Source organism: Pseudomonas sp. PS01297 (assembly GCF_029959305.1).
Lineage (GTDB): Bacteria > Pseudomonadota > Gammaproteobacteria > Pseudomonadales > Pseudomonadaceae > Aquipseudomonas > Aquipseudomonas helleri.
This window is the reverse complement of sequence record NZ_JASCPQ010000085.1, coordinates 1-23,727: the sequence shown is the minus strand read 5'-3', so window position 1 is coordinate 23,727 and position 23,727 is coordinate 1. Positions and strand designations below refer to the sequence as shown.

Annotated in this window: 19 protein-coding genes; 8 read left to right on the top strand and 11 right to left on the bottom strand. The window is 58.6% G+C overall.

Annotation, left to right across the window (positions count from 1 at the left end):
• Positions 1–111: 111 nt before the first annotated feature.
• On the top strand, positions 112–1,080 hold the full coding sequence (gene yjiA / locus QMX84_RS20890) for a GTPase (RefSeq protein WP_262126671.1): 969 nt from the start codon (positions 112–114) through the stop codon (positions 1,078–1,080).
• 14 nt (positions 1,081–1,094) lie between these two features.
• Here the strand turns inward: yjiA and QMX84_RS20885 are convergent, their stop codons facing one another.
• From QMX84_RS20885 to QMX84_RS20875, 3 genes are read right to left on the bottom strand one after another with little or no spacing between them, the layout of a single operon-like run.
• A complete protein-coding gene (locus tag QMX84_RS20885) occupies positions 1,095–1,757 on the bottom strand; it encodes a GntR family transcriptional regulator (protein ID WP_153375638.1) in 663 nt (220 codons plus the stop codon).
• Positions 1,758–1,781: 24 nt separating this feature from the next.
• Positions 1,782–2,486 (bottom strand): FadR/GntR family transcriptional regulator, encoded by a 705-nt coding sequence (locus tag QMX84_RS20880; protein ID WP_048367805.1) that lies wholly within the window; start codon positions 2,484–2,486, stop codon positions 1,782–1,784.
• Positions 2,487–2,523: 37 nt separating this feature from the next.
• Positions 2,524–3,837 carry a C4-dicarboxylate transporter DctA gene (locus QMX84_RS20875; protein WP_048367427.1) on the bottom strand — a complete coding sequence of 438 codons (1,314 nt, stop codon included), beginning with the start codon at positions 3,835–3,837 and terminating at the stop codon, positions 2,524–2,526.
• 647 nt (positions 3,838–4,484) lie between these two features.
• Between QMX84_RS20875 and QMX84_RS20870 the strand changes: the two genes are divergently transcribed.
• Positions 4,485–4,754, top strand: coding sequence for a hypothetical protein (locus QMX84_RS20870; protein WP_048389494.1), 270 nt, complete (start codon positions 4,485–4,487; stop codon positions 4,752–4,754).
• Between the two features lie 9 nt (positions 4,755–4,763).
• On the opposite strand, the gene QMX84_RS20865 is transcribed toward QMX84_RS20870, so the two are convergent.
• The 4 genes from QMX84_RS20865 to QMX84_RS20850 all read right to left on the bottom strand — a co-directional run bounded on the left by QMX84_RS20865 (position 4,764) and on the right by QMX84_RS20850 (position 10,686).
• Positions 4,764–5,054: an addiction module antidote protein gene (locus QMX84_RS20865; RefSeq protein WP_153336060.1), complete on the bottom strand. Its 291-nt coding sequence runs from the start codon at positions 5,052–5,054 to the stop codon at positions 4,764–4,766.
• Positions 5,055–5,316: 262 nt separating this feature from the next.
• On the bottom strand, positions 5,317–6,570 hold the full coding sequence (glyA, locus tag QMX84_RS20860; RefSeq protein ID WP_048367420.1) for a serine hydroxymethyltransferase: 1,254 nt from the start codon (positions 6,568–6,570) through the stop codon (positions 5,317–5,319).
• 92 nt (positions 6,571–6,662) lie between these two features.
• Positions 6,663–10,520, bottom strand: a complete 3,858-nt coding sequence (locus QMX84_RS20855) for an EAL domain-containing protein (protein WP_282364680.1) — start codon at positions 10,518–10,520, stop codon at positions 6,663–6,665.
• A gap of 43 nt (positions 10,521–10,563) precedes the next feature.
• A complete protein-coding gene (locus tag QMX84_RS20850) occupies positions 10,564–10,686 on the bottom strand; it encodes a hypothetical protein (protein WP_256677192.1) in 123 nt (40 codons plus the stop codon).
• Positions 10,687–10,812: 126 nt separating this feature from the next.
• Between QMX84_RS20850 and ettA the strand changes: the two genes are divergently transcribed.
• Positions 10,813–12,480, top strand: coding sequence for an energy-dependent translational throttle protein EttA (gene ettA / locus QMX84_RS20845; protein WP_153334931.1), 1,668 nt, complete (start codon positions 10,813–10,815; stop codon positions 12,478–12,480).
• A 264-nt stretch (positions 12,481–12,744) separates the two neighbouring features.
• Positions 12,745–14,082, top strand: a complete 1,338-nt coding sequence (gene gdhA, locus QMX84_RS20840) for an NADP-specific glutamate dehydrogenase (protein ID WP_123751282.1) — start codon at positions 12,745–12,747, stop codon at positions 14,080–14,082.
• On the opposite strand, the gene QMX84_RS20835 is transcribed toward gdhA, so the two are convergent.
• The 3 genes from QMX84_RS20835 to QMX84_RS20825 form a co-directional block, all read right to left on the bottom strand.
• The gene (locus QMX84_RS20835; RefSeq protein WP_262126668.1) at positions 14,067–14,573 is read right to left on the bottom strand and encodes a GreA/GreB family elongation factor; all 507 of its coding nucleotides are present in this window, start codon (positions 14,571–14,573) and stop codon (positions 14,067–14,069) included. The two genes, gdhA and QMX84_RS20835, sit on opposite strands and share 16 nt — an antisense overlap.
• 115 nt (positions 14,574–14,688) lie before the next feature.
• On the bottom strand, positions 14,689–16,542 hold the full coding sequence (locus tag QMX84_RS20830; RefSeq protein ID WP_153390628.1) for a DUF4105 domain-containing protein: 1,854 nt from the start codon (positions 16,540–16,542) through the stop codon (positions 14,689–14,691).
• A 73-nt stretch (positions 16,543–16,615) separates the two neighbouring features.
• Complete coding sequence (locus QMX84_RS20825; protein WP_123751285.1) at positions 16,616–17,107, bottom strand: DUF3015 domain-containing protein; 492 nt, start codon at positions 17,105–17,107, stop codon at positions 16,616–16,618.
• A gap of 269 nt (positions 17,108–17,376) precedes the next feature.
• On the opposite strand from QMX84_RS20825, the gene QMX84_RS20820 reads away from it, so the two are divergent.
• Entirely contained in the window at positions 17,377–19,815 is a 2,439-nt protein-coding gene (locus tag QMX84_RS20820) for an ATP-binding protein (protein WP_123751286.1), read from the top strand.
• Positions 19,816–20,044: 229 nt separating this feature from the next.
• Positions 20,045–20,362 carry a hypothetical protein gene (locus tag QMX84_RS20815; RefSeq protein WP_048367407.1) on the top strand — a complete coding sequence of 106 codons (318 nt, stop codon included), beginning with the start codon at positions 20,045–20,047 and terminating at the stop codon, positions 20,360–20,362.
• Positions 20,363–20,370: 8 nt separating this feature from the next.
• Here QMX84_RS20815 and QMX84_RS20810 read toward each other — a convergent pair whose 3' ends face one another.
• Positions 20,371–22,203 carry a hypothetical protein gene (locus QMX84_RS20810; RefSeq protein ID WP_282364679.1) on the bottom strand — a complete coding sequence of 611 codons (1,833 nt, stop codon included), beginning with the start codon at positions 22,201–22,203 and terminating at the stop codon, positions 20,371–20,373.
• Positions 22,204–22,346: 143 nt separating this feature from the next.
• On the opposite strand from QMX84_RS20810, the gene QMX84_RS20805 reads away from it, so the two are divergent.
• A complete protein-coding gene (locus QMX84_RS20805; RefSeq protein WP_048367403.1) occupies positions 22,347–22,835 on the top strand; it encodes a TIGR00645 family protein in 489 nt (162 codons plus the stop codon).
• Positions 22,836–22,984: 149 nt separating this feature from the next.
• Positions 22,985–23,602, top strand: a complete 618-nt coding sequence (locus tag QMX84_RS20800) for an FKBP-type peptidyl-prolyl cis-trans isomerase (protein ID WP_048367400.1) — start codon at positions 22,985–22,987, stop codon at positions 23,600–23,602.
• Positions 23,603–23,727 lie beyond the last annotated feature (125 nt).

Here is a 23,727-nt window from a genome sequence, read left to right as displayed (position 1 = left end):
GAGCGGGCTTGCGCGCGATAGGAGCGCTGAGGTGTACCAAATACACCGCATCGCCAGAATCGCGAGCAAGCCCGCTCCCACATTTATTGTGTGTTCAAAAGGAGACCCTGCATGTCATCTCCCATCCCCGTCACCATCCTTAGCGGATTTCTGGGTGCCGGTAAAACCACGTTGTTGCGTTACCTGCTTAAAGCCGAACACGGGCTGAAAATTGCCGTGATCGAAAATGAATTCAGCGATGCCGGTATCGACACCCAATTGCTGGGCGACGAGCCGGTGCAAGTCATGACCCTGGCCAATGGCTGCGTGTGCTGCACCATCCACACCGACCTGACCAAAGCCCTGTATTTGCTGCTTGAGCGGCTGGACAGCGGCGAAATCGCCTTCGACCGTTTAGTCATCGAATGCACCGGTCTGGCCGACCCGGCGCCCGTGGCGCAAACCTTCTTTATTGATGAAGAGCTGCGCGAGCGCTACTTGCTCGACGGCATCATCACCTTGGTCGACGCCGCCCATGCCGATGTGCACCTGAGCCAAACCATCGCCCAGGCGCAGATCGGCTTTGCCGATCGCTTGCTGGTGAGCAAGCGTGACCTGGTTGACGACGCCACGTTTGATGCGCTGTGCGAACGCCTGACCCGGATCAACCGGCGTGCCCCGATTCGCGTGGTTGAGCACGGCAAAATCGACCTGGCTGAACTGCTCGATGTGCGCGGGTTTAACTTGAATGCCGACCTGGGCGGCGGCTTGAGCTTGCGCCCGGTGCAACCGGCAGCTTCGATTGACCGTATTTCCAGCCTGGTACTGCGTACCGACAAACCGCTGGATATCGACAGCCTCAGCACGTTTATGAACGAGCTGCTCGAAGACCACGGTAAACAATTACTGCGCTACAAAGGCGTGCTGAACATCGCAGGCGAAGACCGCCGGTTGGTGTTCCAGGGCGTGCTCAAACTGTACGGCTTTGACTGGGACACCGAATGGGCCGAAGGCGAGGCCCGCGAAAGCGTGATGGTGTTTATTGCCGATGACCTGCCCGAGGCCAAGATTCGCGAAGGGTTTGCGCAACTGACCCTGTAGCTCGGCCCCTGCGATCACCCTGGAACCAGCTCACCCAGATAGTGATTCAACAATGCCAACGCGGTGGCCTCATCTTTGTTTTCCACCGCGTTGGCCATTGCGACCTGCTGCTGCCAAGCCTCCGGCCCGTCTGAACGGCGCGCAATGGCCAGTGATGTCATAGGGATCAAGTTGGCCAGGAAGTGCGCCAAGGGTGCGTTCCCGGCCATGTGTCCCAAATGCAGATGAAATGCCCCCGCCAAGCGTATGGCCCGACCGCGCTGATTGTCCGCGTAGGCCTGGCGCTGGCGCTCGATCAAATGATGCAAATGATCGATGTCGGGCCTTTGTGCCCGTTGACAGGCCATGGGTATCAAGGCCGTTTCAGTCAGGCGCCGGGCATGCAGGGCTTGGCAGATTTGCTCGTCAGACGGTGAGGCGATACGTGCGCCCACTTTAGCCTGCAACGTAATGACGTGCTGATACGTCAGTAGCGAAAGGGCATGGCGGATCTGCAAGCGGCTCACGCCGAACTCCCGGCCCAACCGCTCTTCATTCAACCGGCTGTCGGGGGGCAGACGTTGGTCAACAATGGCGTCCAGCACACGGGCGTACACGTCATCGGTACACGGCGCTGACTGCAAGGGGCGTGAATCGGGTAGTGACGCATTGGACGGCAACAAAGCATAAGCACTCATGGCCAGACTCCTGTCTGAAACGTGTTAACTGCCGGGGTTTTCGTCAGGTATGTTCAGTTCAATGCCCACGCGCTGACCTTCGCGCAGAATATGGCGACGCATTTCGGCGCCCGCCAACGCACTGTTTTTGGCACGAATGGCGCGCACCACGGCCTCATTTTCTTCCAGTCTTTCTGCCATGTGCTCAGGCGAGTTGCGCAGCACTTGTGCACTTTGTTTGAGGGCGTTGCTGGTTTGTTGAACAACGCTCTGAAAGATGGGGTTAGAGGTCAGGTTAAACAGCTCTTCGTGAAAGGCGATATACGCATTGACCCCGGCCTCGCTGTCGTTGGCTTCTAGCGCTTCGCGCATGTCCATTAGCGTTAGCCGTAACTGGCCGACCTCTTTGCTGCGAATGGACTGCGCGACCAGCCCGACGATAAACGGCTCAAGGGTGTAACGCAGTTGCAGTACATCTTCCATGCTGGCTTGCGCCACCGCGTTCTCCTGCTGGGGAGATTCGCTGGCGTTGGCTTGCAGCACCACCACGCCTTTGCTCGGCAGGGTACGGACAAGCCCCAGTGTCTCCAGCACGATGATGGCTTCCCTCAGGCTGGGGCGGCTGATGCCGAGCTTTTCAGCCAACTCCCGTTGCCCGGGCAGCATCTCTCCGCTGCGCCATTCCCCGCTGGCCAAGGCCGCCCTGAGTTTGGCTACTACCGAATTTACAACCGTTGACGAGGTGATCACTTTTCGCTCCATGAGCAACAAAAGGGGTTAGAAGACTTTAAAAATCCTGCGGCCCGACAGCGACTTCAGGTTTGAGCGGGCGAAAGGTGTAGCCCGGTTGCCCGGCGAGTACTTTGTTGGCACGTTGCACGTCGATGTCTTTTTCCCACTGGGCAATCGCGACAGTCGCCACACAGTTACCGATCAGGTTAGTCAGGGCGCGGCCAATCCCCATAAACCAGTCTACCGCCAACACCAATACCAGACCTGCCACCGGTATGGCCGGGATCGCGGTCAAGGTAGCAGCAAGAATAACTAATGCCGAACCGGGAATGCCGTGAGCTCCTTTTGAGGTGATCAACGAGACCAGCAAAATGGTCAGCAAGTCGGTCATGGCCAAGGGCGTGCCGGTGGCGTTGGCGATAAACACGATGGCCAGCGTCAGGTAAATCGAGAAACCATCCAGGTTAAAGGAGTATCCGGTTGGAATAACCAGCCCTACCGTCGAGGTACCAATGCCCAAGTGCTCCAGCTTGCGCATGATTTGTGGCAGCACGGCATCGGACGACGCGGTGCCCAGTACAATCGTCAGCTCTTCGCGCAGGTACTTGAGCAGAGGCCAAAGACGCAGGCCAGAAGCCCGCATCACCACGCCAAGAATCACAGAAACAAACGCGGCACAGGTCAGATAAAACAAACCGACCAGGCTACCCAAGTGTTGCAGCGAATCCAGGCCATACGTGCTGGTGGTAAAGGCTATGGCGCCAAACACGCCGATGGGCGCCAAACGAACAATCATGCCCATGATGCGGAAGATGATATGGCTTAGCTCGTTAATCAGCCGCGATATCCCCGACGCCGCCTCACCGACCAGATTGAGCGCGCTGCCGAACAGGACGGAAAACAGCAGCACTTGCAGAATGTTGTTATCAGCGAAAGCGCCCACCACCGAGGTGGGGATCAGGTCCATCAAGAACTGCGCCGTGGTTTGCATATGCTCACTGCGCTGGGTGATGTCACTTGCCCCGGCGCTGGCCAATTGATCCAGATGGATATTCGCTCCTGTGCCGATCCCCGTGCTGAAGGCAAACGCCAAGCCCACCACCAATGCAACCGTGGTCAGAATTTCAAAATAAATGACCGACTTCAGGCCGATTCTCCCGACCTTCTTCAAGTCGCCCGCGCCGCTGATGCCACTGACCACCACGCAGAACACAATCAGGCCGATCAGCATCTTTATCAACTTGATAAAAGCGTCGCCCAAGGGTTTGAGGTGGGAAGAGTATTCGGGCAAAACAAGGCCGCAAGCGGCACCGAGGAGGAGGCCTAGAACGACTTGAAAGAAAATTGAACGCGAGCACCATCTGATCATGGGAGGAGTCCTGGTAGTGTCCTGACAGCAGGTCGCTGAGCGAATGGGCTTCAGAACTTAATTATTGTGGTCTTACCGGTATGTCCAGTTCGCGAGCAGTGTAGGGGTCGCATTTCTGGATAATCAAGTGAATTTTAATGAAATTGGCTGACCGGTCTTACCGGTTAGGTGAGGCTCAGCGAGCTAAAGCCTCTGCGGGATGTTGAACTGGGGGGATGATGTGCGTGTGCCGGGCGCCTGAATCACCAGCTTTTCCTGTAGGAGCTGCCGAAGGCTGCGATCTGTTTATCTTTAACGTCAAAAGATCGCAGCCTTCGGCAGCTCCTACAGAGGGTGTGTACGCCCACGAAATTGCGGGATGTTTCGCACAGCTTTGCCAATTGCTGAGGCAGTAGGGCGGCGCCTATAGTCAGCGCTCGCCCAAATGGGTGACCGGGTTTGGCGACCTGGAAGGTGCTAAGAATTGCTATATGTGGCAGAGCGTGTATTTTTGCTCGCTGTGCTTTATGGCAGCTGTACGTGGGAGATCTTCGGATCTGCCGGGTTTTCTTAGCTTTGACCGGTTCGCCAACCCGCGTACAGCGGCCACCTGTTTTCGTTTGGCGACGAAGACAGATGGCTCAACTCTAAAGCAAAGAGATTTATTTATGACTAATTCACCGTACATCCCGCTGACTGCCATCGACTGCACCATCCCCGCCTTGCTGATCGACCGTAACGCCCCGCTTGACGTCTTGCACGCTAACGCCACCGCCCGCGTACTGGCGGTGACCCAACTGATGGAAACCTTCTCTAGCCGCGACGTCCAGGACGCTGACGCCATCGACCTCAAACAGCTTGCCACCACCGCCATGATCTTGCTGCGCGACGGCTGCGACCTGCTCAACGTCTTGGGCTGGCGCTTACAGCCGACCTGACCCGGCCACTTATGGGTGTGCTGACTGCACGTGAAGCTCCACGCCTATTGCACGCATGACTTTCACCACGGTGTCGAAGCGAGGCTTGGCCCCTGGGGCGAAGGCCTTGTACAAGCTGGCACGACCGAGGCCTGAGTCTTTGGCGATTTGCGCCATACCTCGGGCTTTGGCCACGTAACCAACGGCACGAATCAGTTCATCGGTATCGCCGTCGGCAAGTACCTGGGAGAGGTACTCGCTGATGGCTTCATCACTATCGAGCAGCGCCGCCATGTCGAACGCAATAGGGGTGTTAGGCATCTCAGACCTCCTTAGCCATCGACGCAAAGGATTTCGTTTGCTGGATGATGTAATTCATTGTTATGAGTGTATCCGTGCGGAGACAGATGGCAAGTCTACACGGCTTCGCACCCCAGAGAGCTCCGGCTGTCGTTTTACTGTAGGAGCGAGCTCGTCTCGCGATCTTTTGATCTTTAAAAGATCGCGAGGCAAGCTCGCTCCTACAGGGCGGCCACAAAAAAGCCCGGCTCAAGAGCCGGGCTTTTTGTTCAGCTAATTACACTCAGTTGCCGTAAACAGGCAGCTTTTTGCAGATAGCTTTTACTTTTTCGCGAACTGCATCAATCACGGCTTCGTTGTTGATGTCGTCCAGGATGTCGCAGATCCAGCCCGCCAGCTCTTTACACTCTTCAACTTTGAAGCCGCGAGTGGTCACAGCCGGGGTACCGAAACGCAGGCCCGAGGTGACGAACGGGGAGCGTGGGTCGTTAGGCACGGAGTTTTTGTTCACGGTGATGAAAGCTTTGCCCAACGCGGCGTCAGCGTCTTTACCGGAGATGTCTTGCTTGATCAGCGACAGCAGGAACAGGTGGTTCTCAGTACCGCCCGACACGATGTCGTAGCCGCGCTCGATGAACACCGAGGCCATGGCCTGGGCGTTTTTCACCACTTGTTGCTGGTACACCTTGAACTCAGGCTGCAGGGCTTCTTTGAAGCACACGGCCTTACCGGCGATAACGTGTTCCAGTGGGCCACCTTGACCGCCCGGGAATACAGCCGAGTTCAGCTTTTTCTCGATTTCAGGGTTGGCTTTGGCCAGGATCAGGCCGCCACGTGGGCCGCGCAGGGTTTTGTGCGTGGTGGTGGTTACGACGTCTGCAAATGGAACCGGGTTCGGGTAAACGCCAGCAGCCACCAGACCGGCTACGTGAGCCATGTCAACGAACAGGTACGCGCCCACTTTGTCAGCGATCGCACGGAAACGCGGGAAGTCCAGGATCTGCGAGTAGGCAGAGAAACCGGCCACGATCATTTTTGGCTTGTGCTCAACCGCCAGGCGCTCAACTTCGTCGTAGTCGATCAGGCCGTTGGCATCGATGCCGTACTGAACAGCGTTGTACAGTTTGCCCGAGGACGAAACGCTGGCGCCGTGGGTCAGGTGACCACCGTGAGCCAGGCTCATGCCCAGAATGGTGTCGCCGGCCGACAGCAGGGCCAGGTAAACAGCGCTGTTGGCCTGGGAGCCCGCGTGCGGCTGAACGTTGGCGTAATCGGCGCCGAACAATTCTTTTGCACGGTCGATGGCCAGTTGCTCAACCACGTCGACGTATTCGCAGCCGCCGTAGTAACGCTTGCCTGGGTAGCCTTCCGCGTATTTGTTGGTCAAGACCGAGCCTTGAGCTTCCATCACCGCTGGGCTGGTGTAGTTTTCCGAAGCGATCAGCTCGATGTGTTCTTCCTGGCGCTGAGCTTCTTGCTCCATGGCGGCAAAAAGGTCGGCGTCGAACTTGGCAAGTGTCAAATCACGGCTGAACATGGCGGTCCTCAAGGATCGGGGGGCAGAAAAGGAAGGCATTCTAACCCAATGGGTATTAACTGGCATATGAAAGCGATTCACGGCGTGCGTGATCACGTTGCAAGCTTGAAACCATAGGCCTGCAATTGCTTGACCAGCAGGTGCGCGGGCATGGGCCGGCCAAACAGGTAGCCCTGAATTTCGTCGCAACCGTGTTCGCGCAGGAATTCGAGCTGCTCGTGGGTCTCGACGCCTTCAGCGATCACCGCCAGATTGAGGCTGTGGGCCATTGCAATAATGGCGCGGACAATTTGCGCATCCTGCTCGCCTGACGGCAAGCCGTCGACGAACGTGCGGTCGATCTTGAGCACGTCAATCGGGAACTGTTTGAGGTAGTTAAGCGACGAATAACCCGTGCCGAAGTCGTCAACGGCAATGCTCAGACCGAGGTTCTTCAGGCTGGCGAGAATTTGCAGCGCTTCGCTGACTTCACGCATCAAGATGCTTTCGGTCAGTTCCAGCTCAAGGCACGCCGGGGAGAGCCCGGTTTCTTTGAGGATGCTGGCGATCCGCGTGCCAAGCTGGCCGTCCGAAAATTGCCGTGCCGAGATGTTGACCGAGACTTTAGGCACGCGCACTTTCTCTTGGTGCCAGCGCTTGAGCTGGCGGCACGATTCGGCCAGCACCCAGTCACCGACATCCACCACCAGCCCCAACTCTTCCAGCACCGGGATAAAGTCCCCCGGCGGTACCAGCCCGCGCCGTGGGTGGTTCCAGCGCAGCAGCGCTTCAACCCCGGTCAGGCGTTTGCCGTCGCCACTGAATTGCGGCTGGTAATAGAGGATAAATTCTTGCTGTTCCAGCGCATGGCGCAGGTCGCTTTCCAGCTCCAGGCGTTCCAGGGCGCTGGCGTTCATGTCGGCCTGATAGAACTGGAAGTTGTTTTTGCCGCGCTCTTTGGCGTGATACATCGCGGTGTCGGCGTTTTTCATCAGTTGGCTGAGTTCGTTGCCGTCCTGCGGGCTCAAGGCGATGCCGATACTGGCGGTGACGAAAAACTCGCGGCTCTCAAGAACGAACGGTTGCACCAGGCTGGCGAGGATTTGCTCAGCCACCCCGACCGCCCGGTTGAGCGCCATGACGCGGGTGGCGCGGGGCTGCAAGAGCAGAGTGAATTCGTCGCCGCCCATGCGCGCAACGGTGTCGTCGTCATCCACGCAGGCCAACAGGCGCGTGGCCATATCTTTGAGCATGCGGTCGCCCGCGGCGTGGCCTAGCGAGTCGTTGATCGGCTTGAAGCGGTCAAGGTCGAGGAACATCAACACCACCCACGACTTGTTCCGTTCGGCCTGCTGCAAGGCGGTGTGCAGGCGGTCCTGGAACAACGTGCGGTTAGGCAGGTGCGTCAGGGCGTCGTAGTAGGCCAGGCGGTGGATGCGTTGTTCGCTGGCCTTGCGCTCGCTGATGTCGCTGAAGAAGCACACATAGCTGGCCAGGTCGCCTTCGTCGTCGAACACCGCCGTAATCCCGACCCACGCCGGGTAATGTTCGCCATTGCGACGCTTGAGCCACACTTCACCTTCCCATGTGTTGTGCTGATTCAGTTGCTTGATCACGTACTGCAAGTGCGCTTGCTGCTGTTCATCGACAGTCAGCAGGTTCGGCAGTTGGTCGAGTACCTGCTCAACGGAGTAGCCGCTCACCCGGCTAAAGGCTTCGTTGGCTTGCACGATGTAGCCCGCCGGGTCGGTGATCAGGATGGCCGAGGTGGAATGCTCAAACACCGTGGCAGCCATGCGCAGGTCTTTTTCGGCGCTGCGTTGCTGACTGATATCACGGGCAACGCCGAGCAGGCCTTCGAACTTGTCGTGCTCATCCCACACCAGAATCAGACGCAGCTCCACCGGAATTTTGCGCCCGTCAGCACGCACACAGTCGAGCAGGAACAGTTGGGTCTGCAGTTGGGTGCGCAGGGCCGCCAGTTGGGCCGGCTTGTCGAGCGCGCTCTTGACCCGTTCGATCAGGCTGTACAGGCCTGTCAGCTGCTGTGGTTTGGCGATGGTGGCTTGCCAGCCGTGTTTGAGCACCCATTCGGCGTCATGGCCCAACACGGTTTCGATCGAGGGGCTGACGTAGTTGAGTTGCAGGCTGTTGTTGGTAGAGAAAATCACGTCGCTGATGCTCTCGGCCAGCATCCGGTAGCGATGCTCGCTGTCGCGCAAGGACTCGCTGGCTTCGATTTGGTCGGTAATGTCTTTGGCGACCCCGACAATGCGCGTCACTTGGTCGCCCGTGCCGCGGGCCAGGGCTTGCTCGCGAATATCAAAGCGGCGCCACACCCCGCTGTGGTGGCGAAAGCGCAGTTGGCAGTCGAGTTGCTGGGCATAGCCGCCGTCGCGTTGTTGTTGGCGCAGTTGGCTGTAATGCTCGGCGTCTTCGGGGTGCAGCAACAGCTCCCAGAAGTACGGCCCCATTTGCTGCAATTCAACGCTGCTGTAGCCCAGGGTTTGGCCCAAATGGTGGTTGCTGAAGATCATTCGCTGGCTGATCACGTTCTGCACGTACAGGTGGTCAGGTACGGTGCGCACCACATCCGACCAGAAGCTTTCCCGCTCTTGCAGTGACAGCTCGATGAGCTTGCGGCTGGTGATGTCACTGAGGCTCAGAATGACCGCGTGGTAGTCCTGTCGGTCTTCGGGCAGACGCAGCACCAACCATAAATGCTGGTCATGGCCTTGGGCATCAGTAAGGGTTATTTCCAGTTCAAGCTGGTGCTGCTGTTCAAGCACCGCTTCAACCAACTGATAACCAATGGCTGAGGGGTTGGCCGGGCAGCCGTTGATCAGTTTTATCCAGGCTTCATGGCCCGAGCTGATGCCCAGCAGTTGCAACGCCACCTGGTTCACTTCGGTGACGCGCAGTTGTTCAAATAACTGGCGCCGCCGTTCGGGGTTGTCTTGCAGCCATTGCTTGAGCGCCTCGCGGTCGTGGAGTTTTTCGCGCTCCAGCAGGCCTGGCAAACCGGCCAGGTCCAGCACACACAAGGCCACGCCGGTGCCTTCGAAAATGTCGTGGTAGCGCCGCCGACCTTCATGCAGTTGCCGTTGGCGCCGGCGCATGTTGAGCAGCGCCAGCAGCGGCAATGACGAGAACATCAGGCCCAGCAGGCATTTGCCGATCAGGCCGGGTAGCAAATGCGCCTTGGCTTCGTTGCGGTCGAACAGGCCGCGCAGTTCCCAGTCGCTGTGGCTCAGAGGCACCAGCAGCACCGTCGAGGCTTCGTCGCCCGGAGTGACAGTGCTGGCGCTGGAGGCGGTTGCCATACGGCTGAGCACGGTGTCGGTCTGGCCGTTTTCGATCAGCCATTGCGGACGGTTCTTCTCGGCGGTTCGGCGCGTCAGCGAGTGCAGCATGCCGGTGCTCAGGCGCAGCAGCCAATACCCGTTGAAGGTGTCGTTAGGCGGGCGCAAGCGCAGGTAAATGACGCTGGCATCACGGTTATTGCCATAGTAATAGACATCGCCCCGGCCTTGCGGCGGGTTACTGCGTACCCACTCTTTCAAAAAGGCCGCGTCGTGGCTGGCGCTGTTGCTGTCGAGCACGATATCGCCAGCAGGGCTGAGCAAGGCCAGGCTCTGTACGTTGGGCACGGCCGCACGCAGTTGATTGACCACGGCTTGCTGCTGGCTTTGGGTGCGGGGGAGTTCGTAAAGCGGGAGCTGGTTGAGGGCGGTTTCGGCCTTGAGCGCCAGGCTCAAACTGATGTGGTCAGCCAGGTCGGCACTGTAATGGACGCTGGCCAGATGCTCTTGTTCGAGGGTTTCCTGGAACTGTTCAATTAATAACCAAATCAGGATCCCCAGCAAAAACAGCACCAGCGCAGCCAAGGCACCCTTTAACGTCCCGCGCACGGGTGGGCCAAGGGTTTGGCCTGGCACATGGGTGAGTGTTGGCGGAGCTACATTAGGCAAGCTGCGATCCTGCGGTTTGGCGACTAAGGTGCAACACGTATTATTAGCTGGACGCGTACGGGACGGCTAGCATGCCTTGGGTCGTGGCAAAGTGCCAGTGCCGTGGCTCGCGCTGGTTTGCCCTGTCCCGCGCATTCAGGTAGCTTTGCCGGTTACGCGAGGGCATTTTAGCTCCTACACTCAGGCTTTTTCTGCGAGCAGGCATTGATCCGTTCAATTTCTGTCTTTGTGCTATGGCCTGATCAGGGCATCGCTCGCGCCTTATTCATCAGTCACTGACGCTAGGTTATCCATGGCTCAATACGTTTTCACCATGCATCGGCTGAGTAAGGTTGTTCCGCCGAAGCGGGAAATCCTGAAAAACATCTCCTTGTCGTTCTTCCCTGGCGCCAAAATCGGCGTACTGGGCCTGAACGGTTCGGGTAAATCTACTCTGTTGAAAATCATGGCTGGCGTCGACACCGAGTTCGACGGTGAAGCCCGTCCAATGCCAGAGCTCAACGTGGGCTACTTGCCGCAAGAGCCGCAACTGGACGCCAGCAAAACCGTGCGTGAAGTGGTCGAAGAAGCGGTGAGCGTGATCAAGGATGCGCAAGCGCGTCTGGATCAGGTTTACGCTGAATACGCCGACCCGGATGCCGACTTCGACAAGCTGGCCGCTGAACAGGCCAAGCTCGAAGCGATCCTGCAAGCCGGTGACGGCCACAACCTTGAGCGTCAGCTCGAAGTGGCAGCCGATGCCCTGCGCCTGCCAGCCTGGGACGCCAAAATTGAACACCTCTCGGGTGGTGAGAAGCGCCGTGTGGCCCTGTGCCGCCTGCTGCTGTCGGCTCCGGACATGCTGTTGCTCGACGAACCAACCAACCACCTGGACGCCGACTCGGTGGCCTGGCTTGAGCACTTCCTGCACGACTTCCCGGGTACCGTGGTTGCGATTACGCACGACCGTTACTTCCTGGACAACGTTGCAGGCTGGATTCTGGAACTCGACCGCGGCGCCGGTATTCCTTACGAGGGCAACTACTCGGGTTGGCTTGAAGCCAAGTCCGACCGTCTGGCCCAGGAATCCAAACAGCAGTCGGCCCATGAAAAGGCCATGAAAGACGAGCTGGAATGGGTCCGTAAAGGCGCCAAGGCGCGTCAGTCCAAGTCCAAGGCGCGTCTGCAACGCTTCGAAGAACTGCAATCGCAGGAATTCCAGAAGCGCAGCGAAACCAACGAAATCTACATCCCGGCCGGTCCGCGCCTGGGTGACAAAGTGATCGAGTTCAAGAACGTGTCCAAGGGTTACGGCGATCGCGTGCTGATCGACAACCTGTCGTTCGTGATGCCTAAAGGCGCCATTGTCGGCGTGATCGGTGGTAACGGTGCCGGTAAGTCGACCCTGTTCCGCATGCTGATGGGCAAAGAGCAGCCGGACTCGGGCAGCATCGAAGTGGGTGACACCGTGCAACTGGCGTGTGTTGACCAAAGCCGTGATGACCTGGATGGCAGCAAGACCGTGTTCCAGGCGATTTCTGATGGTTCCGATGTGATCCGCATCGGCAACTACGAAATCCCGTCGCGTACCTACGTAGGTCGTTTCAACTTCAAAGGTGGCGATCAGCAGAAGTTCGTCAAGGACCTGTCCGGTGGTGAGCGTGGTCGCTTGCACCTGGCCCTGACCTTGAAAGAGGGCGCCAACGTGCTGCTGCTCGACGAACCGTCCAACGACCTTGACGTTGAGACCTTGCGTTCGCTCGAAGAAGCGCTGCTGGACTTCCCGGGCGCTGCGATTGTGATCTCTCACGATCGGTGGTTCCTTGACCGCGTCGCGACTCACATCCTGGCGTACGAAGACGACTCGCAAGCGGTCTTCTTTGAAGGCAACTACACCGAGTACGAAGCTGACCGTAAAAAGCGCCTCGGCGAAGCGGCCGCCCAGCCGCACCGTGTGCGTCACAAAAAACTGGCCCAGTAAGGCCGGTTTGCATGAAAAACGGAGCCCCTCGGGGCTCCGTTTTTTTTGGTGCCCCCCCGTAATTTGCGTGTTTTTATTTGTGCAAAACTGGGTACATAAATCACTTTTTTGGTGCGCAAAAACCGCATAAAACCGGGGCTATTTATATAAAAGCACCATTTAAATTCATAACTGCGACATTTTGCGCTGTCGCGGTGCGGCATGACTTGATAAAGTTCTGGCCAATCTCCGTTTAACGACAACAAATTTGCCGAGACTTTTCCCATGATCGAATCCGTCGACCACTTCCTTGCCCGCCTGAAAAAACGTGACCCGGACCAGCCAGAATTCCACCAGGCGGTGGAAGAAGTCCTGCGCAGTTTGTGGCCGTTTCTTGAAGCCAATCCGCATTATCTGACTTCAGGCATTCTGGAACGCATCTGCGAACCCGAGCGTGCAATTGTGTTTCGCGTGTCATGGGTCGACGACGAAGGCAAAGTCCGCGTTAACCGTGGTTTCCGCATCCAGATGAACAGCGCGATTGGCCCGTACAAGGGCGGCTTGCGCTTCCATCCGTCGGTGAACCTGGGCGTGCTGAAGTTCCTGGCGTTTGAACAGACCTTCAAAAACTCCCTGACCTCGTTGCCTATGGGCGGCGGTAAAGGCGGCTCGGATTTCAACCCCAAGGGCAAGAGCGACGCTGAAGTGATGCGTTTCTGCCAGGCGTTTATGAGCGAGCTGTACCGCCACATTGGTTCTGACGTTGACGTACCAGCGGGCGATATTGGCGTGGGGGCGCGCGAAATCGGCTTTATGTTTGGTCAATACAAACGCCTGAGCAACCAGTTCACCTCGGTGCTGACCGGCAAGGGCATGAGCTACGGCGGCAGCCTGATTCGCCCGGAAGCCACCGGTTTTGGCTGCGTGTACTTCGCCCAGGAAATGCTCAAGCGCAGCGGCCAGCGCATTGATGGCAAACGCGTGGCGATCTCCGGTTCCGGCAACGTGGCGCAGTACGCGGCGCGCAAGGTCATGGACCTGGGCGGCAAAGTGATTTCGCTGTCGGACTCCGAAGGCACCCTGTATTGCGAAGCGGGCCTGAACGATGAACAGTGGGACGCGCTGATGGACCTCAAAAACGTCAAACGTGGCCGCATCAGCGAGTTGGCCAGCCAGTTTGGCCTGGAGTTCCTGGCCGGCCAGCACCCGTGGAACCTGGCGTGCGATATCGCCCTGCCATGCGCCACGCAAAACGAACTGGACGCCGACGCGGCCCGTACGCTGTTGAGCAATGGCTGCCTGTGCGTGGCCGAAGGCGCGAACATGCCGACCACCCTTGAGGCGGTTGATCTGTTTATCGAGGCGGGCATTCTGTTTGCGCCGGGCAAAGCCTCAAACGCAGGCGGCGTGGCCGTGAGCGGGCTGGAAATGTCGCAAAACGCCATGCGCCTGTTGTGGACGGCCGGTGAAGTGGACAACAAGCTGCACAACATCATGCAGTCCATCCACCACGCGTGCGTGCACTACGGCGAAGAAAACGGCCGTATCAACTACGTCAAAGGCGCGAACATCGCAGGTTTCGTCAAAGTGGCTGACGCCATGCTGGCTCAAGGCGTGGTGTAAGCCGGTTCGATCGCGAGGATCTCGACCTGCAGATCGCCTGCAGGCCGGATCCACAGCACTTCATCACCCAACTGCGCGCCCAACAGCGCACGGCCTAGCGGTGAGCCCCAGTTAATCAGGCCTTGCGCCGCATCGGCCTGATCTTCCCCGACCAATTGCACGCGTTTTTGCGTGCCGTGTTCATCGACGTACGTCACCCAACTGCCAATCTGCACCTTGTGCGTTGATGTCGCCGGGGCGACCACGTGTGCGCTGTGCAGGCGCTGATTGAAGTAACGCAGGTCGCGTTCCATATCGGCCAGGTGTTGTTTATCAGGCAAGTCTTTGCGGGCGGCCTCCTGGCTGTGCAGGCGTTGCAACTCGGCGACCTTGGCTTGCAGTTGCTCAAAGCCAAGGGCTGTGACGTAGTTCGGCTGTTCGCTGACCTGACGCTCAACCGGCGTATCAGCCTGATTGGCGGCGCTGTCTTCGTTTACAAATGCACGGCTCATGATGGCAGTCCCTTTGTTAACCGTTAGCCCTTGTAGGAGCGAGCTTGCTCGCGATCTTTTGCCTTTAAAGATCAAAAGCTCGCGAGCAAGCTCGCTCCTACTAGTGTGGGTGGCATCAGTAGTGATACCACTTGAGTTCGAGCATCACTTCGTTGACCGGTGAGGCAAGGTGGCTGAACTCACGTTGCGCGGTCAACCGCAGGCCGAGATTACGGGAGATTTCCCATTGCTGATTCAGGCTCAGGCTACGGCGCACTTCGCCGTTGGTGAAGTAATCGGCCTTGGTTTCCAGGCTCAGGTTGCCCACCGGGTTACGCCACAACACGCCGGTGTTGTAGCCCGCCGCCGGTGAAACAAACGCGGCGAAGTCGTTGTTGTGCTCGACCCGCACGGTGCCCAGGGCAAAGCCCAGCAGGTTGTCGCTTAACTGCCAGGTGCCGCCTGCGCCGCCGTTGACGTGGGTGACCAGGCGTTCATTGCCATGCTTGCCGAGCACCCGCTCAAGGCCGCCACCCACTTGCCATGACCAGGGTTGCAGCAGGGCGTTACGCGGGGTCAGGGAGCGAATGTTGGCCAGGTCCAGTTGCTGGACTTGCCATTTATTGCCCTCGTACTGGCGCAGCTTGAGCTGGAGGATTTCAATCTGCGCGCCCAGCGGAAAGCCCGGCGCGTTGTCGTTGAGGTCGTGGTAGGCCATGCGCAGGCCGTATTCGGCGAACGCTTTGTCATCGCGGCTGCCCGCGCCCAGTTGCCAGGTGCGTGACTCGTGGCCGTTTTCGGGAAGCTCGGGGCGTTCGACTTGCAGCTCTGGCGCCGGGTTCTGGTTGATGGCGCGCAGCAGTTCATAGCTGCGCTGCGAGCGCCCGGTGTCGCGCTCAAGGCCATTGGCCCGGTAGCGTTCAAGGCGATAGGCTGCGTCGATAATCAGTGCCTGACGCGCTTTGGGCAGCGCCATGAAGGTCGGGTTCTGCAATTGCGTCTGATCGGCGCTGACTTGCAGTACCCATTGCTGTTCTTCGGGGTCGAGCACTTTGGCGCGGTCCAGCAGCTCGCGTTCGCGAGACGGGCGGTATTCGATGCTTTCTACCAGGCCCGCTTCTTTGACCGCTTTAACCGTGTCGGTGGGGATCGCTGTCAGCGGGAACTGGGTGGTCAATTGCAAGCCGGGGCGGGCCACTTGCAGCAGTTCAAGCAGGCGGTAGGAGCAATTTTCATCGAAGAAAAAGTAATCGAACTGAATTTGTTTCAGCTCCCATACATGTTCAACCATGCGTTGGGTTTCTTCGGGGGTCAGGTTGAGTCGGTATTCCCACAGGTCGCGGTTTTCCAGGCTGCGGTATTCCGAGAGTTTTTCCTGGTAGGGGACCAGGGCAAACAGGCCGGGGTAACCACCGGCCAAGCCTTTCCAGGCATACAGAATGCTGTTGTCGGAGCCTTCGATGTAGGCGCCAAAGTTGATCGCGTAGCTGAGCAGCGCGGTTTTGTTGCTTTGCACATCGGCCTGGTCAATGCGCAGCAAGGTGTGGCCGAACATGGACGACGGGCTGTTGAGGTACGCCGCCGGGAAGATCATCACTGTGCTGTGCGGCGCGACGTCGGTGAACCACTGGGTGAACTCTGCGCATTCAACCTTGGGCAGGTCGTTGAGGTTCAGTTGCGCTTTGAGCCAGCGGGTGCGGGCCGGGTATACGCACTGCGGGTGTTTGTCGCCCAGGCTCACCGGGGCATACAACGCCTCAACGGTAGCGCGCAGTTCGGCGTCGGGGTGGTGGGCGCCGTCGGCGGCCAGAAAGAATTTGTCGTCGCTGACATAGCTGCGCCAGCCGCCCAGTTTGCGGGCCTCGTAATGGCCTAAAGAAATCCAGAACGGGTCGTTGGCGAGTTGCTGCAAACGTTGATTGTCGATTTGAGGCGCGGCGTACAGCGGGGCGCAGGCACAGAGCGCCAGATAGGCAAGGCGTTTGAGCATGGTGAGCAACTGTTGTCAGGCGAATGGAATTGAAACAGAAGTACCCGCTCCCGAAGGAGCGGGCAAGTCTCAGTTACGACGCAACGGTTGCGTACTTGGACAGGCGGGCATCGCCTTTGAGAACAGCCAGTGTGTTGGTGTGCACATCGTCAGCAGTTACGTCAGCCTTGCTGAAGATTTGCTGGAAGTGCTCGTGGGTGACAGCGGCAAAATGCTCGCGGTCTTCAGGGGCCACACCCAGTACCACCGCGTAGGTGGTCAGTGCTTCGCCGTTGCCTTTGGCCATGTCTTCGGACAGCTCGTTCATCATGCCATTCATGGCAATCCACGATTTGCCGCCGTAAGTCAGGGCGTCTTTGGTGGTACAGCCGTTAGTACCTGAGGTCATGCCGAAGGTCGCGTTACCGGAGGTGCCGTTGGTGGTGGAGGCCAGGAAGTGGGCGGGGGTGCCGCGCTGACCTTCAAACAGCATGTTGCCCCAACCGCAGTTCGGGCCGCCGGGTGCTTGCGCCATGGCGTTGAGGGAAACCACTGTAAAGAGAGTGCCGAGAAGAATCCGTTTCATATCATTGTTCTCTATGCGTGCAACCAATGGACAAGGGTATCTGGCCGTCATTAGCCAGAACGGGCCGGTTATCAATCCAGCCTCGCAACACTTAGGAGTCTAGGCACGATCAGCAGGTTCCGTGGTTTTTTGTAAAACAATCGTTGAGCGGGAGGTTTTTTCGCCCGCAAACATTGGGCCCCGATAATTCAGGTGTAACGCGCCTTGCCAGTGGCGTACAGCCAGCGCCAGAATGCTGCCATCTGCCCTGCCTGATGTAAGGAAGCCCGATGCCTGATTCTGTTGCTGCCAGCCTGCGTCTAGCGCCTGACGCGCTAACCCGTCCTTTTTCCGCTGAACAGTTCAGCTTCTCGACCACCAATGATTTAGAACCCTTTCGCGGCATTCTCGGCCAGGAGCGCGCGGTCGAAGCCTTGCAGTTTGGTGTGGCCATGCCACGTCCGGGGTACAACGTATTTGTGATGGGCGAGCCGGGTACGGGGCGCTTCTCGTTTGTGAAGCGCTACCTCAAGGCTGAAGGCAAGCGCCTCAAGTCGCCCAGCGACTGGGTGTACGTCAATAACTTTGATGAACCCCGTGAGCCGCGCGCGCTGGAGCTGCCGGCAAGCACGGCGGGCGCCTTTATCGCAGACATTAACGGCCTGATCGACAACCTGCTGGCGACGTTTCCGGCGGTGTTTGAGCACCCGACTTACCAGCAGCGCAAAAGCGCCATCGACCGGGGTTTCAACCAGCGCTACGACCGTGCGCTGGATGTGATCGAGCGTCTGGCGCTGGAAAAGGGCGTGGCCCTGTACCGCGACAGCAGCAACGTGGCCTTCACCCCGATGAGTGACGGCAAGGCGCTGGATGAGGCCGAGTTTTCGCAGCTACCGGAAGAAGAACGTGAGCGTTTTCACGAGGACATAGCCGGGCTTGAAGAGCGTCTCAATGAGGAGCTGGCGAGCCTGCCGCAGTGGAAACGTGAGTCAAACAACCAACTCCGCCAACTGAACGAAGAAACCATCACCCTGGCCCTGCAGCCCCTGTTGTCGCCGTTATCGCAGAAGTACGCCGAAAATGGCGCGGTGTGCGGCTACTTGCAGGCCATGCAGGTGTACCTGCTTAAAACGGTGGTGGAGCAACTGGTCGACGACAGCAAAACTGACGCCCAGGCGCGCAAGCTGCTGGAAGAGCAGTACCTGCCGAGCCTGGTGGTGGGCCAGCCGATGAGCGGCGGCGCGCCGGTGGTGTTCGAGCCGCACCCGACCTACGACAACCTCTTTGGCCGCATCGAATACAGCACCGACCAAGGCGCGCTGTACACCACCTACCGACAATTGCGCCCGGGTGCCTTGCACCGTGCCAACGGCGGCTTTTTGATCCTTGAAGCTGAAAAAATGCTCAGCGAGCCGTTTGTCTGGGATGCGCTGAAGCGTGCGTTGCAGTCGCGCAAATTGAAAATGGAATCGCCGCTGGGCGAACTGGGGCGCATGGCCACCGTGACCTTGAGCCCGCAGGTGATCCCGCTGCAGGTCAAGGTCATCATCATCGGTGCCCGTCAGTTGTACTACACGCTGCAAGACCTGGACCCGGACTTCCAGGAGATGTTCCGGGTGCTGGTGGACTTCGACGAAGACATCCCGATGGTCGATGAAAGCCTGGAGCAGTTCGCCCAGTTGCTGACCACGCGCACATCAGAAGAAGGCATGGCGCCGCTGACGGCAGGCGCGGTGGCGCGTCTGGCGACCTACAGCGCGCGTCTGGCCGAGCATCAGGGGCGCTTGTCGGCGCGCATTGGCGACCTGTTCCAACTGGTTAGCGAAGCGGACTTTATCCGCCATCTGGCCAACGATGAAATGACCGATGCGGGCCACATTGAACGTGCCCTCAAGGCTAAGGCGACCCGGACCGGGCGCGTGTCGGCGCGTATTCTGGACGACATGCTGGCGGGGATCATTCTGATCGACACCGACGGTGCGGCGGTGGGCAAGTGCAACGGGCTGACCGTGCTGGAAGTCGGTGACTCGGCATTCGGTGTGCCGGCGCGGATTTCGGCCACGGTGTATCCGGGGGGCAGCGGCATTGTCGACATTGAGCGCGAGGTTAACCTCGGGCAGCCGATTCACTCCAAAGGGGTGATGATTTTGACCGGCTATCTGGGCAGCCGCTATGCCCAGGAGTTCCCGCTGGCGATCTCGGCGAGCATTGCCCTGGAACAGTCGTACGGCTACGTCGATGGCGACAGCGCTTCGTTGGGTGAGGCCTGCACGTTGATTTCGGCACTCTCCAAAACGCCGCTCAAGCAGTGCTTTGCGATCACCGGTTCGATCAACCAGTTTGGTGAAGTGCAGGCGGTTGGCGGGGTGAACGAGAAGATCGAAGGCTTCTTCCGGCTCTGCGAAGCCCGCGGCCTGACCGGGGAGCAGGGGGCGATCATTCCGCAAGCCAACGTCGCCACCTTGATGCTCGATGAGAAGGTGCTCAAGGCCGTGCGTGAAGGCAAGTTCCACGTGTACGCGGTGCGTCAGGCGGACGAGGCCTTGAGCCTGCTGGTGGGCGAGCCTGCCGGTGAGCCGGATGAAGAGGGCCAGTTCCCGGAAGGCAGCGTCAACGCTCGGGTGGTTGAGCGTTTGCGGGTGATTGCCGAAATGATCAACGACGACGACCTCAAAGAAGCCGAGAAAGAACTGCTGGCCGAAGCCCTGGCGGCGAAAAAGCCGGCTTGACCCCATGGCGTCTGTAGTCGCTGCCGAAGCATGAGGCTGCGAGATGTGCCAAACGACCGTCAGACGGCGGTCCTGCGGCCCGCATCGCAGCCTTCGTTCCTCGTCAGCGGCTACAAGAGCCGTTGCGGGCAGGTGTTAAGCCGTTGGTCTTAGCGCCTTCTGCGGGTGGGGTTTTGCTTCTATGCTCAGGTAAGTGTCGTCTGAGACAGGCTCTACGAGGGGCGCCGCCATGTCGCGCAACCTTTGCCTTACCCGCCAATGTCTGGGGCTGGAAACCCGCATTGAGTGCAGTATTCGCCCTTTGGCAGGCAATACCGGCCTGTGGGCACTGCTGTTCGCGGCAGGTTTGTCGGGCGAGCAGCCAACCACGATCAAATCTCAGGGCCCGTTTCGCGGCCCGTTTGTGGCCGAAACCATTTTGCAATCTATTGTTGAAAGCCTGACGCTGCACGGCTATCGGTTAGCCGATACGCCGCAAATCTGGTGCCTGCATGTGCAGGCCCAGTTGCGTCAGATCAATGGCGAGCGGCGCCCGGCTTCACGCTGAGGCACCTGTCAGCGCGGTGGCGTGACTTCAGGGACTTTCTCCAGCTTGGCCTCAAAGCCATACTCCACGGGCTCCAGAGCGGTGCGTGCGTAGCTCTCGATCTGGGTCGGGTGGCCGTAGAAGTAGTGCACGTCGAAGATGGCCGGGCCATTGGGTTCTTCGCTGTGGCTGACGGCCAGGACTTCCTTGAGGTAGTTGCCGGTATCGTCCTTGGCATAAAAGCGCCAGGCATCGGACGGGAACTGCGCCTGATCGACCACCAGTGCGTTGCCTTTTAGCTCCAGCCCTTTGGGCAGGTGGGCGACGTCCAGGGTTTGTTTGGCAATGTCGGCCACATACAGCGGCATTGAGCCGATGGCGTAGGCCGGGGTTTCCGGGAACAGGTTGAGGTCGTAGGTGATGACGCCGGTTTTCGGGTCGGCATCGAAGGCTTCGGCCGGCAGTTCCAGTGGTTCGCCGCGTTTGCCGTTCTGGTCTTCTGCAAAGAAGGTTACGGGGGTGTCAGCCGAGTCAGGCAGTTCGCCCAGCAGTTCGTCATTGAAGGTCGGCGGGTGGCTGAACTCCAGGGTGGCGGCGCTGGCGTCATCGACCGACTGGCTGATGACCACGCTTTTTTTCAGTTGCTCGGGGTCCAGGGTGGCGTCTTTGAGGTAATTGACGGCTTGGTCGTCATACACCACCACCGACAGCGGCAGCGCCTGGATGTCTTTGCCTACAACGTTTTTGTCGAGTCGCACCACGGGCAGGTCGAGGGTCTTGCGGGTGACGTTGGCGGTCGAGAAGTCGAGCACGCTGATGTCGACGTTTTCAATCGGGCCGTTGAAATACACCTTGCTGTAGTGATGCGGGTGTTGGCTATCAAAGGCTTTTTGTTCGTCGTCGAGCTTTTTGCTGAACTCATCGCTCCAGGCTGTTTGCTTGAGCATTTCAGCCAGTTGCTCTTGGTAGAACGCCAGTTGCTCGGCGTTTTCGTCGATGGAGCCTGCACGGGCCAGGTATTGCCCGGTTGCATCGCGGGCCTGGATGATCAGCGGGTTGAGTTCGGTATCGCGTACGGCTTCGGCCAGCGGGGCGCTGTTGTTGATGTCGACTTCCGCAAAGTTTTTACCCAGCGCCAGCAGAGTGACGCTGATGTTGCCCTCGGTGCGGGTTTTACCCACGTCTTTGCTGGTGAGGGTGACGTTGACCACTTTGCCGGGTGCGATGACCTCGGCTTCGCCGTGCAGCGTGACGGGCTGAGGCTGCTGGATGTTCGAGGTTTCGACGCCGTCGATGTAGGGGTAGGTGATGGTCAGGTCGTCAGGGTTGCTCAGGTTGGCGCTGGAGGGGCTGAGCTGGATCCCGGAATCGGTTTCTGACCATTCCGCCTGGAACGGCACCACTTGCTTGTTGCTCAGCGTCACGGACTGCCATTCCAGCGCATGCGGGAACGGAAAATCGGACTCGTTGTTCTGGCTGAAGGGGAAGATCGGCTCCAGATCGGTCAGGTAATCGGAGCTGGAGTTTTTGCGCACCACAAACAGGCCGTTGATGTACGTGTCGCTCAGGGCCTGGCTGTTGGGGTAGTGCTTGAGTTGCGCGAGTTCATCAGTGCCGTATTCGGTGTCGACCGGTTTGCCGTCCAGCTTGATGCGGGCGCGCTCCAGCAGCAGCAATGAGCCGCCGAGGTCGGCCACGGCGTCTTTAAGCTGCGGGTCCTTGATGGCATCGAGGCTCTTTTCGAACGCTGCGGTTCTTTCTTCCAGGCTGGCCTGTGGGTGTTTGTCGCCAGGCGAACAGCCGCCCGTCATGAGCAAAGCGGTGGAAAGCCCGAGACAGACCAAGGGGAATCGCAGATACATTGTTCAGTTTTCCTGTCCGTAAACGATGCTGATGAGGTCGACACTAGCAGAAAATGTTTTTACTGACTGTGTCTGCTGCTTTATCTCTGCCCATTTGTGGCTGATATACTCGCGCCCATTTTTTTTACAGCCTGCGAGATTCAATGGAACGCTTTATCGAAAATGCAATGTACGCCTCACGCTGGATTTTGGCGCCGATTTACTTCGGGTTATCCCTGGGTTTACTGGCGTTGGCGTTGAAATTCTTCCAGGAAGTGTTTCACGTTATCCCAAACGTGTTCGCGCTAACTGAATCGGACTTGATCCTGGTCATTCTGTCGCTGATCGACATGGCGCTGGTAGGCGGCCTGTTGGTGATGGTGATGATCTCGGGCTACGAGAACTTTGTCTCGCAACTGGACATCGACACCAACAAAGAGAAGCTTAGCTGGCTAGGCACCATGGACTCTACCTCGCTGAAGATGAAAGTCGCAGCGTCGATTGTGGCCATTTCCTCGATCCACCTGCTGCGGGTGTTCATGGATGCGCGCAACATCGAAACCCAATACCTGATGTGGTACGTGATTATCCACATGACGTTTGTGGTGTCGGCGTTCGCCATGGGCTACCTCGACAAGCTGACCAAGCACTGATGTGGTTGTCGTGACGGGCAGCACACGAACCCGGGCTGCGAAGGCTTTGGGGGCTGTGGTAGTCTGCTCGCCCTTTTTTGGTTTTGGGCGGCTGGGAGAAAGCGGTTGAAAAACGGCTTTTTTGAGTCGCTCTATAGCGGAGCAGTGTTATGTCCGAAGTAAATCTGTCGACCGACGAAACGCGCGTTAGCTACGGCATTGGCCGTCAGCTGGGTGACCAGCTGCGCGACAACCCGCCACCGGGTGTTAGCCTGGACGCCATCCTGGCGGGCCTGACCGACGCTTTCGCGGGCAAAGAAAGCCGTGTTGGCCAGGAAGAGATGTCGGCCAGCTTCAAAGTGATCCGCGAGATCATGCAAGCTGAAGCGGCTGCCAAGGCAGAAGCGGCAGCAGGCGAAGGCAAGGCTTTCCTGGCTGAAAACGCCAAGAAAGACGGCATCACCACGCTGGCTTCCGGCCTGCAATTTGAAGTTGTGACCGCTGGCGAAGGCGCCAAGCCAACCCGCGAAGACACCGTACGTGTTCACTACCACGGTACCCTGATCGACGGCACTGTGTTCGACAGCTCCTACGAGCGCGGCCAGCCTGCTGAATTCCCGGTTGGCGGCGTGATCGCTGGCTGGACCGAAGCCCTGCAACTGATGAACGCCGGCAGCAAATGGCGCATCTACGTGCCGAGCGAACTGGCTTACGGCGCGCAAGGCGTTGGCAGCATTGCTCCGCACAGCGTCCTGGTATTCGACGTTGAGCTGCTGGACGTTCTGTAAGCACACAGCGCTCTAGCTAACGGTAGGAGCGAGCTTGTCTCGCGATCTTTTGATCTTTTAAAAGATCGCGAGACAAGCTCGCTCCTACAGGGCCGTTTAGCTGCATCGTGCGGTCATATTTCTAT

Bases quoted from the DNA above. Each gene is read 5' to 3' on its own strand.
- QMX84_RS20825 (WP_123751285.1), bottom strand. From the start codon at position 17,107: ATGAAACGGATTCTTCTCGGCACTCTCTTTACAGTGGTTTCCCTCAAC.
- QMX84_RS20820 (WP_123751286.1), top strand. From the start codon at position 17,377: ATGCCTGATTCTGTTGCTGCCAGCCTGCGTCTAGCGCCTGACGCGCTA.
- QMX84_RS20815 (WP_048367407.1), top strand. From the start codon at position 20,045: ATGTCGCGCAACCTTTGCCTTACCCGCCAATGTCTGGGGCTGGAAACC.
- QMX84_RS20810 (WP_282364679.1), bottom strand. From the start codon at position 22,203: ATGTATCTGCGATTCCCCTTGGTCTGTCTCGGGCTTTCCACCGCTTTG.
- yjiA (WP_262126671.1), top strand. From the start codon at position 112: ATGTCATCTCCCATCCCCGTCACCATCCTTAGCGGATTTCTGGGTGCC.
- QMX84_RS20800 (WP_048367400.1), top strand. From the start codon at position 22,985: ATGTCCGAAGTAAATCTGTCGACCGACGAAACGCGCGTTAGCTACGGC.
- gdhA (WP_123751282.1), top strand. From the start codon at position 12,745: ATGATCGAATCCGTCGACCACTTCCTTGCCCGCCTGAAAAAACGTGAC.
- QMX84_RS20805 (WP_048367403.1), top strand. From the start codon at position 22,347: ATGGAACGCTTTATCGAAAATGCAATGTACGCCTCACGCTGGATTTTG.
- QMX84_RS20850 (WP_256677192.1), bottom strand. From the start codon at position 10,686: ATGCCCTCGCGTAACCGGCAAAGCTACCTGAATGCGCGGGACAGGGCA.
- QMX84_RS20835 (WP_262126668.1), bottom strand. From the start codon at position 14,573: ATGAGCCGTGCATTTGTAAACGAAGACAGCGCCGCCAATCAGGCTGAT.
- QMX84_RS20865 (WP_153336060.1), bottom strand. From the start codon at position 5,054: ATGCCTAACACCCCTATTGCGTTCGACATGGCGGCGCTGCTCGATAGT.
- QMX84_RS20830 (WP_153390628.1), bottom strand. From the start codon at position 16,542: ATGCTCAAACGCCTTGCCTATCTGGCGCTCTGTGCCTGCGCCCCGCTG.
- QMX84_RS20875 (WP_048367427.1), bottom strand. From the start codon at position 3,837: ATGATCAGATGGTGCTCGCGTTCAATTTTCTTTCAAGTCGTTCTAGGC.
- ettA (WP_153334931.1), top strand. From the start codon at position 10,813: ATGGCTCAATACGTTTTCACCATGCATCGGCTGAGTAAGGTTGTTCCG.
- QMX84_RS20885 (WP_153375638.1), bottom strand. From the start codon at position 1,757: ATGAGTGCTTATGCTTTGTTGCCGTCCAATGCGTCACTACCCGATTCA.
- glyA (WP_048367420.1), bottom strand. From the start codon at position 6,570: ATGTTCAGCCGTGATTTGACACTTGCCAAGTTCGACGCCGACCTTTTT.
- QMX84_RS20870 (WP_048389494.1), top strand. From the start codon at position 4,485: ATGACTAATTCACCGTACATCCCGCTGACTGCCATCGACTGCACCATC.